This is a genomic window from Planctomycetota bacterium, from assembly GCA_038746835.1.
Lineage (GTDB): Bacteria > Planctomycetota > Phycisphaerae > Tepidisphaerales > Tepidisphaeraceae > JBCDKH01.
This window is the reverse complement of sequence record JBCDKH010000147.1, coordinates 1-9,379: the sequence shown is the minus strand read 5'-3', so window position 1 is coordinate 9,379 and position 9,379 is coordinate 1. Positions and strand designations below refer to the sequence as shown.

Below are 9,379 nucleotides of genomic sequence, written 5' to 3'. Positions count from 1 at the left end.
GGTTGTAGCCGCAAGGGCGGCACGGGCCGCCGTCGCTTTCGGCGCGCTTCATCTTCTGAAAAGGAAACAGACTCGCTGGACTAGCCCGACCATTGACTTGTGAGTACGACACACGACCGGTAGCCGCGGGCTTACAGCCCGCGGTCGTGGCTGGGAACACTACATGGGTCGCGCGTGAGAAACCGCGGGCTGTAAGCCCACGGCTACCTTGCGTCATCGTTATCCAATCGACCAGTCGGATGCCCGACTGTTCGCAGAACTCTGTCCGCGTTAATCGCAGTGCAAGCCGAGCGTGCGAGCGAGTCCTTACGCTTCGTGCATGTCCGACTCGACGCCGACGCTGCAGTTCGAGACGCTCGATCAGGCGGTCGAGCACGCGCGGTCGCTTCTGGCCAACGGCTACGAGCCCACGGGCAATTGGTCGCTTGGGCAGAACTGCTGGCACATGGCGACGTTCACTGACTTCTCGCTCGACGGCTTCCCGATGCTCAAGGTGCCTTGGCCGATCTCGGCAGGATTGCGGCGACTGTTCATCAACGACAAGACGATGAGCAAGCCCATGCCCGCCGGCCTGCCGACGGCTCCGAAGCTCAAGCCCGTCGACGCCGTCGACGACGCCAAGGCCGTCGAGGCCTACGCGGAGAGCTGCCGGCGATTCGACGAGCGGCTGGCGGCAGGTGGGCCGTTTGCCAAGAGCGCGTTGTTCGGCAGGCTGTCGCCGGAGATGTGGCACCGCGTCCACCTGAGCCACGCCGGACACCACCTCGGGTTCCTCCGGCCGAGGGTGGCCGCATGAGGCTCATTTGCCTGGGAATCCTTTTTGTCGTCGGGTGCCAAGACCCGGCGCCGCCGCCCGAGCCCTCGACGCAGCAGAGCGAGACGGCGTCGGTCGATCCGGTCGTCACGCCGGAGGGGCGTCGCCTGCTGCGCATCCACCGCTTGCCCGTCGCCCTCGACGGCGGCGAGGCGGCGATGGGCTACGTCGACGATTCGGCCATCGGAGGCGAGCTGCGCGATCGTTTGTTTGCCAATGGTCTGCGTGTCGGCATGGGTCGCATGAGCGACCTGCCGGCCGTCATCGACCTGGCCGGGGCGGAGATGATGACGACGCGTGCGGTCGTCGCGGCTGGGCCCGGGCCGCAGGCGTTCACGTTGAACGTGCCCGACGACATCGCCCGGCCACGCGAGTCGCTGACGCTCTTTTGGCACAACGGCGATGGTCTGTCCGGCCGGACGTTCGGCCCGTCGCTACCGACGCTCGGCGTCACCTATTCCACCGCCCCGACAGCCCAGGCCGACGCGACACGGATGACGTTCGTCCCGCGGGTCGAGACGCGCGTCGGCCGGACGACGTTTTTGCCGACGGGACTGGACCGGACGATGACGCAGGTCGTCGACGAATCGCTGGCCGGTGCGGGCTTTACGGTTGACGTGCCGGACGGGCGTTTTCTGCTGATCGCAGCGTCCCCCGAGGCGTCGCTGCCGACGTCGCTCGGAAATCAGCTGCTGCGTCTGCCCGATCGCGATGGGGAGATGATGCTCGTGATCGTCCCTGGACGGGTGGCGCTGATGCCGACCGCAGCGCGGTGACGCTCGCGCCTCGGTCATCCTGAGCGAGCGCAGCGAGTCGAAGGACCTCGTTTTTAAGACTACGCAGAACCGCTGCGAGGTCCCTCGGCTGCGCTCGGGATGACGGCGGGGCTTACTTCGCAAATCGCGGGTCGGTCCGCTTGATGATGTCGGTGACGCCGGTCTGGTTGAAGCCCTTGAAGCCGTCGTTGCGTTCGAGGTTTTCGAGGTGGCTACCGATGGCGCCGTGCTTCTTGAACTCCTTGGCCTGGTGCTCGGTGATCAGTCCTTTCTCAAGGATCGCGTCGACGCGCTTCGGGTCGACCTGCCACCGCTCGCCCTTGGTGAAAGCCTGCTTGAGATGCGGGAAGTCGGTGAACTTCGGCATCGTCTCGATCCCGGCCTCGGTCTTCATCTGCTCTTCGAGGGCGGCGAAGTCGAAGGTGCATTCGAGGTGATGCATGCCCGCCTGCAGGATGCTCTCGCCGTGAAGCGCGCACCACAGGCCGACGGTCGCGAGGCCGCCTTCCTCGGCGGTGCGGTCCTGCATCGGCTCGTGGGCGAAGTCGGTGAGCATCTCGGCCTCGGAGATGTCGACGTCGTTGAACGTCACGATGCCGCAGACCGGCTGCTCCATAACCTGAGCGCCCCAGCCGGCCTCGGGACCGGGATAGAACCGCTCGCGGCACTCGAAGCCGAGCTTCTCCCAGAGGCCGACGAGTTTGTGAAAGTGCCGGCGGGACGAGCGGTAGGTGTGGTGATCGTGGTTGGCCCACCCGATGCCGAGCTTGTCCTGCCGGGCCTTTTGGAACTGCGCGGCGGTGTTGCGGCGTTGCCAATACTCCCGCTCGGCGGCGAAGAAGAGGTCGCATGCGCGGTCGCGGCCAATGAGGCCGATCGCATCGTCGATGAGATTCGAGAGATGGCGAAACGCTAGCCAGGATTTTGTCTCTTCTCTTCGGTTGCGAAGTCTGAAGGCTTCGCTGAATCGAGCGACATCCAAGGCCATTGCACCAGGATCGCTCAAATCGCTAGCCTGTAGCGTGCTTGCGACGCCGTGCCGTTCGACGAAGTCAACGAAGGGACCGTTCGCTTTGCCAAATTCAATCTGACTTTCGTCTCCGAAGGCTGTAGACGATCGAACGGACTCAGAGACAAAACTCTCTTCAGCCGACTCGTCGAGTTGCAGTCCATTTGCCGCTGCGAAGTCGATGATGCTTTCGACTTTCAGTCGCACTGCTAGGGCACTCGCAGCATCTTCATTGGGATGGTCGAGCGTGATCAACGGAAACATGCCGCTCGGATTCCGAAGCAGGTTCTTTTCATCTCCGTCCTCCCATCCAGCTTCCAGAGCTTCGGCGAGCATCGGACCGCGGCTCGCCAACTCGATCTCACAGACAAGATCAGCAAACCGATTTCCCGTCTCCCGATACAGCCGATCCGCGAAGGCCTTCGCCTCCGGCAGCTTCTCCAGGATATCGTCGACCACCTTCTGCACGAACGCCGCCGCCTTCGGTTGCGGTTCCCAGTGGAAGGCGGTCAGCGCGGCGGTGGCGTCTGGGGTGGGGGCGTTGGTCTTGGCGGCAGTGGCGGTCATGGGGCAATCGTACCAGAAACACCGCAAGCCGCGGTCTAAGTCCCGCAGGTCTGAAAGCGGAGCCGGTCGCACGCTCGAGCCCGACGGCCGTCAGCCCGCGGCTACCTGAGTTGCGTCGCTACCGTGCCCCATGCACAACGTCCTGCTCGTCGGCGCTGGGAAAATCGGGTCTGCCATCGCGAAACTCCTGCAAGATACCGGCGACTACCACGTCCGCGTCGCCGACGTCTCCGCCGACGCGCTCAGCCGACTGCCGAACGGCGTGGAGCCCGTCGAGATGCCCGTCACCGATGCCGACAAGCTCGCGGAAGTGACGAAGGATCGCCACAGTGTCCTCTCCGCCGTCAGCTTCGACGCCAACCCCGCCATCGCGACGGCAGCGCTCAACGCCGGGGCGGACTACCTCGATCTGACCGAAGACGTCGTCACCACCAAGAAGGTCCGTGACATCGCCGCGAACGCGAAGGACGGCCAACGCTTCATCCCGCAGTGCGGCCTGGCACCGGGCTTCGTCTCCATCGCCGCCAACGACCTCGCCAAGCACTTCACGCGGCTGGATCGCCTCCACCTGCGCGTCGGAGCCTTGCCGATCTTCCCGACGAACGAGCTGAAATACAACCTCACCTGGTCCACCGACGGCCTCATCAACGAGTACGGCAACCCCTGCGAGGCCGTCATCGAAGGCCAGAAGATCGACGTCCTGCCGCTGGAGGGCTACGAGCAGTTCAGCCTGGACGGCGTGATGTACGAGGCGTTCAACACGTCCGGCGGCGTCGGCACGCTCGCGGAGACCCTCGCCGGCAAGGCCCGCAAGCTCGACTACAAGACCATCCGCTACCGAGGCCACCGTGACCTCGTGAAGTTTCTCATGTTCGATCTGCGGATGAACGAGCACCGCGACGACCTCAAGACGATGCTCGAGCGCGCGATTCCGATGACGCCGCAGGACGTCGTGCTCATCTTCTGCACCGCTATCGGCGAGATCGACGGGCAGCTCATGCAGATGACCGACGCCCGCAAGGTCTACCACGGCGACTTCCGCGGCCTCGACCTCTCCGGCATCCAGATCACGACGGCCTCGGCGATCTGTGCCGTGCTCGACCTCATTCGCGAAGACAAGCTGGCGACGAAGAAGGGCTTTGTGAAGCAGGAAGAGATCGCGCTCGAAGACTTCCTCGCCAACCGCTTCGGCCAGTGCTACGCGACGGGTCGCGACGGCGTCGAGGTGATCGAAGAGCCGTACGTTCCGACGGCGGTCTAGCCCATCATGACGGTCTGAGCACTGCTGCCGCAGGGACCACCGGCAATGGCGGACTCGCGTGTCTGCGGCGTGCCGTCGAGTGCCAGGACCGGGTGGTAGAAGTCGCTGATTTGCCTGCAGCTCTTTGGTGCGTAGTGGAAGATGAGCGACCGGCGGAACCGGTCGGCCGAGCGGTTGCGGTAGCTGCCGTGGACGAGACTGCCGTTGAAGAAGAGCACGTCGCCCGCCTTCATCCTGGCGACTTCCGGCTCGACGCCGGGGGGCAGGTCGAGCGAGCTGTCGCCCCAGAACTCGTCGGCGTTTTCCGTACTGCTTGAGCTTCCGTTGCAGATGAGGTCCCAGTCGCCGCTGCCGGGCACGACGGCCATCGCGCCGTTCTCCTCGTCGCAGTCGTCGACGGCAATCCACGCGGCGATGCACGTGCCGGGGCGGACCGCGAGGAAGAAGTTGTCTTGATGCAGCGACTGCCCGCGAGCGCCCGGGCCCTTGAAGTAGTACATGCTCTGTGCGGCGATCGGCTCTTCGTCGTAGAGGCCTCGGATGACGCGCGTGATGCGGTCTTCGAGCATCCAGTGCAGTGCGAGTCGCCCGAAGTCGCTGTCGGCCTTGCGGTGCGGCTGAAGCATCCGCGGGAATCGGCGGAGCATGGCGTCGCGGCCGGCGTCGTTCTCGTCGAGCATTTTCGGATCGCTCACGCCTTCCTGCGGACCTTGGTCTCCGGCGGCCTGGAAGACGTCGCGAACTTCAGCGATCTCGTCACCAGAGAGCAGGGATCGCGCGATGCCGACGCCACTGATGGTGAAGTCGTCCAACTCCGATGCCGTCGGCGGCGACGAGAGCTCGACGATGCGGGCGTCGGGATGCAGGGCGAGTCCCTCGACACCGTCGCGTGTCTGGAAGGGCGTCTCGTTTTCGGCCGTCTGATCGAGGAGGGCGGTCATTCCGAAAACGTAAGCGACAATCGGCCGCAGCGGAAATGGATCGATCGATCGAAGGCTTGTACGTTTCGATCATGGCAGATCGTCCCACGCGTGTGAATGCCCACAGCGTTGGCGGTTCTGTCGCGAGGCACCCGCTGCCGATTGTCGGGTACTTCGACTGCGGCCCACGCTACGGAACGGTCCGTGGTGGGAGGGAAGATGTGCTGCTTTTCGTCGTCGAATCAGGTGCCGGCGTCTTTCGCGTCGGCGATGCGACCCATCGCGTCTCGGCCGGTGAGGCCGCCGTCTGGCTGCCGGATTCGCCGCAGGACTATCGCACCTGCCCGTCGACTGGGACTTGGCGTTTTCGATTCGCCCACGTCATGCCGCGGGCGGACTGGTGGTCGTGGCTCGTGTGGTCGAATCCGCTGGACGGCTTGGCGGTCACGCGGCTGACCGATGCGCGGGCGTTTGCCGAAGCGAGTTCCGCACTCGGTCGCGCGAGCGAGCTGTCGCAGTCCCCACTGCCAGGGGCCGATCGACTGGCGACCAATGCGATCGAGGCGTCGTTGCTCTGGTGCTCCACGCAGGCCGGTGCCGGGCGACGCGTCGACCCGCGTGTGCGTGCAGCGTCGGAGTTTGCGCGCCAGAACCTCGATCGCCGCGTGAGTGTGGACGAGCTTGCCGACGTCGCATGCGTTAGCACGCCGAGATTGACGAAGCTTTTTCGCGAGTCGCTCGGCGTCTCACCGGCCAGGCACGCTGAGGAACTTCGTCTCCAGCACGCCGCCCATCTGCTGGCGACAAGCGGGCTCTCGGTGAAGGAAGTCTCCGTCGCCTGCGGCTTCCACGATCCGCCGCACTTCAGCCGGCGGTTTCGTCAGCGCTTCGGCCAACCCCCGACCGGCTACGGCCGACCGTGAGCGGAGCGCGCTGTCGATTGCGACTCGCCGACGCAACGCATCGCGTCGAAGTGGGTGGCGATCGGTATGAATCGCTTGTTGACCATTCTGCTGCTTCTCACCCAAGCTGCATTGTCTTCTGCTCGGCCGCAGGAGCCGACGGGTGAGCTGCCTTACGAGGCGTTCGACGTGATGATCGAGAGCACGGCAGAGGGCGTGACGCTGGCCGGGACGGTGACGATTCCCCCTGGAGAAGGTCCGTTCCCGGCGGCGGTGCTGATCACGGGCAGTGGGCCTCAGAATCGCGATGAGGAGATCGCAGGGCACAAGCCGTTTCTCGTTCTGGCCGACCGGCTGACGCGGGCGGGCATCGTCGTCCTGCGCTACGACGATCGCGGTTTCGGACAAAGCACCGGCGACTTCGCGTCGGCGACCACACGCGACTTTGCCGACGATGCCGCGGCCGCTGCGGACTGGCTGAGGAAGCACGACAAGACGAGCGTCGTCGGTCTCATCGGCCACAGCGAAGGCGGCTACGTCGCCCCGATGATCGCTGCCGAGGACGACGGCATCGCGTTCGTCATCACGCTCGCGGGTCCCGCGCTGACGGGGCTCGACGTGCTGGCACGCCAGAACGTCGATTTGTTCCTTGCGGCAGGTGCGACGCAGGACCAGGCGAACGCCGTCGGCAAGGCCGCGCGGGAGGCCTTTCAGGCGGCCGTCGACGAGGCACCGCGTGACGAGCTGACCGAGCTGGTGGCCGCGCTCGTGCGTCGTCAGGTCGGCCTGCCGGATGGCACTGCGATTCCGCCGCAGCTTCAGCCGGCTATCGCTGCGACGGTCGAACAGGCGACGCAGCCTTGGCTCCTGGGCTTCCTGCAACACGACCCGGCCGACGACATTCGCCAAACGCGGGTGCCGTTCCTCGCGTTGCTCGGCGAGAAGGACCTGCAAGTGTCCGCCGAGCAAAGCCAACCCGTGCTGGAAGAGCTGCTGTCGCGCAACGACGACGCGACGATCGTCGTCGTGCCAAGTGTGAACCATCTCTTCCAACCGGCAACAACCGGCCTGCCGAATGAGTACGGCCGTATCGACGTGACCTTCGACGAGGCGACGATGACGCAGATCGCCGACTGGATCAGCGAGCGTTTCGCGGGCTGACAGATCAATGCCGCCGACGAAGCAGGGCGAGGCTGCCGAGGGCGAGGAGGGTGGCGGTGGTTGGTTCTGGGATCAGGCCCGGGGCGAAGGCGCCGGCGCCGGATGGGTTGAGCGGGCCGATGTTGGAGATGTCGCGCGGGTCGTAAGGCGTTGGCGCGAGGATGTCGAAGGTGTCGGTGGCGATGTCGTAGACGTAGTGGTTGCCGCCGTTGCCTTCGGGCGAGTCGCTGAGCAGGAAGAGCTTGCCATCGCCCGCGCCTAGGCCGTCGACGTCGTTGATGGGCGACTCGTACGAGGTGACGAACGTCAGGCCTGCTCCTGGGTTGGCCGGGTCGAAGCTGAAGATGCCCGAACCGCCCGGGCCGCTGGTGTCGTCGTCGGCGACGTAGAGGAGGTCAGTGACGGGGTCGTAGTCGATGCCGTCGACCTGGAAGTCGAAGGTGCCGTCGTCCAGCTCGAGGACGAGCTTTGCCTCGGCGGTGGTGGTGTCGATGGAGTAAAGGCCCTCGGGTCCGGTGCTTCCGCCGAGGCTGCGGACGCCGTAGAGCACGTCGCGTGTGGAGTCGTAGGCGAGCCCGGAGAGGCTAATGCTGTTGATGGTGCCCGCGTCGTTGATGAAGACCTCGCCGATGAGCGTCGGGGTGAAGGTGGCGTAGTCGAAGACGTAGAGGTCGTCGTCGGGACCGTTGCGGGTGCTGCCGTAGATCAGGCCGGCCGGGTCATTTGCGGCAAGGCCCGTGAAGCCGGGCGCGGTGCTTGGCAGCGTGTCGGGATTGAAAAGGAACGTCGACTGGCCGGTGGCGTTGTCGACGAGGAAGGCGTCGACGGTGTTGTCGTCCGGGCTTCCAGGGAAGAACGGACGAGTCACGCCGGTGACGAACTGGGCCGACGCCGGAGCGGCAACGAGCAGGGCGAAACAAAGGGTCGAACGGCAGGGCATGGGCAGTCTCCCAGGTGGACGTCTTCGCGCGGCGGTTGGCGAAGAACGTACCGATCGAGAAGCGTCCACTCAATGAAAATCCGAGGCATGCGCCTGCCGAGACGCAGCGTCACGATCACGAGGTCTGCGGCTCGGGCGCTGGCTTGGCGGGCTCGGGTTGTGTGCCGCTCGCCAGGAGATCGCGGATGTCGGTGAGCAGGCGTTCCTGCGTCGAGAGGGCGGGCTTCTGTTCCAGGCCGGGCTGCTTGGCGGCTTCTTCCTTTTCGCGGAGCAGACGGTTCATCGTGCGGACGACGAGGAAGACGGCCATCGCCTGGATGAGGAAGCGGATGCAGGCGTTGATGAACAGGCCGATCTTGATGCTCACTCCTTGCTCGGCCGCCTGGAGTGCGGCTTCCGCTGCCTTGACGTCGCCGGGGATCTCGTTTGCCTTGATTTTGGCAAGTTCTTCACTCAGTTCGGCGACGCGTTCGGGCGACTTGTCGGCAACCGGAATCGCCAGCTCGCTGAAGTCCACACCGCCGATGACGTAGCCGAGTGGCGGCATCAGGACGTTTTCGACGAGGCTCGTCACGACCGCTCCGAAGGCCGCGCCGATGATGACGCCGACCGCAAGGTCGACGACGTTGCCCTTGACGGCGAAGTTCTGGAACTCCTCGAGGAGGTTCGCGATCGGCTTGACCGGCCAGCGTTCTGTGATCATCGCGGCGATGATGCCGGGCTGCTGCTGCTGCTGCAAGACGCTCACGCAGATCGCTCGTCGCCTCTCTCAACCCGAGCACAGGCGAGGTCCTTCGACTCGCTGCGCTCGCTCAGGATGACGGAGGCACGCGTTCCGAGATCAGCCTTCGCCGGCCATGAAGCCTTCGAGCTTGCGGCTGCGGACCGGGTGCTGGAGCTTGCGGATCGCCTTGGCCTCGACCTGGCGGACGCGTTCGCGGGTGACCTTGAAGATGCGGCCGACCTCTTCGAGCGTGTAGGTGTAGCCGTCGCCGATGCCGTAGCGGAGCTTGATGATCTCGCGTTCGC

General features: G+C 65.2%; 10 protein-coding genes. 5 read left to right on the top strand and 5 right to left on the bottom strand.

What is annotated here, in order from left to right:
- Positions 1-319 precede the first annotated feature (319 nt).
- Together AAGI46_12980 and AAGI46_12975 are read left to right on the top strand one after the other, a co-directional pair.
- Positions 320-796, top strand: a complete 477-nt coding sequence (locus tag AAGI46_12980; protein ID MEM1013121.1) for a DUF1569 domain-containing protein — start codon at positions 320-322, stop codon at positions 794-796.
- A complete protein-coding gene (locus AAGI46_12975) occupies positions 793-1,590 on the top strand; it encodes a hypothetical protein (protein MEM1013120.1) in 798 nt (265 codons plus the stop codon). Before AAGI46_12980 ends, AAGI46_12975 begins: the two co-directional genes overlap by 4 nt.
- A gap of 112 nt (positions 1,591-1,702) precedes the next feature.
- Here the strand turns inward: AAGI46_12975 and AAGI46_12970 are convergent, their stop codons facing one another.
- Positions 1,703-3,166, bottom strand: a complete 1,464-nt coding sequence (locus AAGI46_12970; GenBank protein MEM1013119.1) for a hypothetical protein — start codon at positions 3,164-3,166, stop codon at positions 1,703-1,705.
- A 130-nt stretch (positions 3,167-3,296) separates the two neighbouring features.
- Here AAGI46_12970 and AAGI46_12965 point away from each other — a divergent pair, with 130 nt between their 5' ends.
- Positions 3,297-4,427, top strand: a complete 1,131-nt coding sequence (locus AAGI46_12965) for a saccharopine dehydrogenase C-terminal domain-containing protein (protein ID MEM1013118.1) — start codon at positions 3,297-3,299, stop codon at positions 4,425-4,427.
- On the opposite strand, the gene AAGI46_12960 is transcribed toward AAGI46_12965, so the two are convergent.
- The gene (locus AAGI46_12960; GenBank protein MEM1013117.1) at positions 4,424-5,368 is read right to left on the bottom strand and encodes a phytanoyl-CoA dioxygenase family protein; all 945 of its coding nucleotides are present in this window, start codon (positions 5,366-5,368) and stop codon (positions 4,424-4,426) included. The two genes, AAGI46_12965 and AAGI46_12960, sit on opposite strands and share 4 nt — an antisense overlap.
- Before the next feature lie 71 nt (positions 5,369-5,439).
- Between AAGI46_12960 and AAGI46_12955 the strand changes: the two genes are divergently transcribed.
- Positions 5,440-6,270 (top strand): helix-turn-helix domain-containing protein, encoded by an 831-nt coding sequence (locus AAGI46_12955; protein ID MEM1013116.1) that lies wholly within the window; start codon positions 5,440-5,442, stop codon positions 6,268-6,270.
- 66 nt (positions 6,271-6,336) lie between these two features.
- Positions 6,337-7,410 (top strand): alpha/beta hydrolase, encoded by a 1,074-nt coding sequence (locus AAGI46_12950; protein MEM1013115.1) that lies wholly within the window; start codon positions 6,337-6,339, stop codon positions 7,408-7,410.
- Between the two features lie 4 nt (positions 7,411-7,414).
- On the opposite strand, the gene AAGI46_12945 is transcribed toward AAGI46_12950, so the two are convergent.
- From AAGI46_12945 to AAGI46_12935, 3 genes are all read right to left on the bottom strand, one after another.
- Complete coding sequence (locus AAGI46_12945; protein MEM1013114.1) at positions 7,415-8,350, bottom strand: hypothetical protein; 936 nt, start codon at positions 8,348-8,350, stop codon at positions 7,415-7,417.
- Positions 8,351-8,465: 115 nt separating this feature from the next.
- Positions 8,466-9,098 carry a large conductance mechanosensitive channel protein MscL gene (gene mscL / locus AAGI46_12940; protein ID MEM1013113.1) on the bottom strand — a complete coding sequence of 211 codons (633 nt, stop codon included), beginning with the start codon at positions 9,096-9,098 and terminating at the stop codon, positions 8,466-8,468.
- Between the two features lie 93 nt (positions 9,099-9,191).
- Positions 9,192-9,379: sigma factor-like helix-turn-helix DNA-binding protein (locus AAGI46_12935; protein MEM1013112.1), on the bottom strand; the 188-nt coding region annotated here is incomplete at its 5' end.

Coding starts and splice junctions, on each gene's coding strand:
- AAGI46_12980 (MEM1013121.1), top strand. CDS start 320: ATGTCCGACTCGACGCCGACGCTGCAGTTCGAGACGCTCGATCAGGCG.
- AAGI46_12965 (MEM1013118.1), top strand. CDS start 3,297: ATGCACAACGTCCTGCTCGTCGGCGCTGGGAAAATCGGGTCTGCCATC.
- AAGI46_12970 (MEM1013119.1), bottom strand. CDS start 3,166: ATGACCGCCACTGCCGCCAAGACCAACGCCCCCACCCCAGACGCCACC.
- AAGI46_12975 (MEM1013120.1), top strand. CDS start 793: ATGAGGCTCATTTGCCTGGGAATCCTTTTTGTCGTCGGGTGCCAAGAC.
- AAGI46_12950 (MEM1013115.1), top strand. CDS start 6,337: ATGAATCGCTTGTTGACCATTCTGCTGCTTCTCACCCAAGCTGCATTG.
- AAGI46_12960 (MEM1013117.1), bottom strand. CDS start 5,368: ATGACCGCCCTCCTCGATCAGACGGCCGAAAACGAGACGCCCTTCCAG.
- AAGI46_12945 (MEM1013114.1), bottom strand. CDS start 8,350: ATGCCCTGCCGTTCGACCCTTTGTTTCGCCCTGCTCGTTGCCGCTCCG.
- AAGI46_12955 (MEM1013116.1), top strand. CDS start 5,440: ATGGCAGATCGTCCCACGCGTGTGAATGCCCACAGCGTTGGCGGTTCT.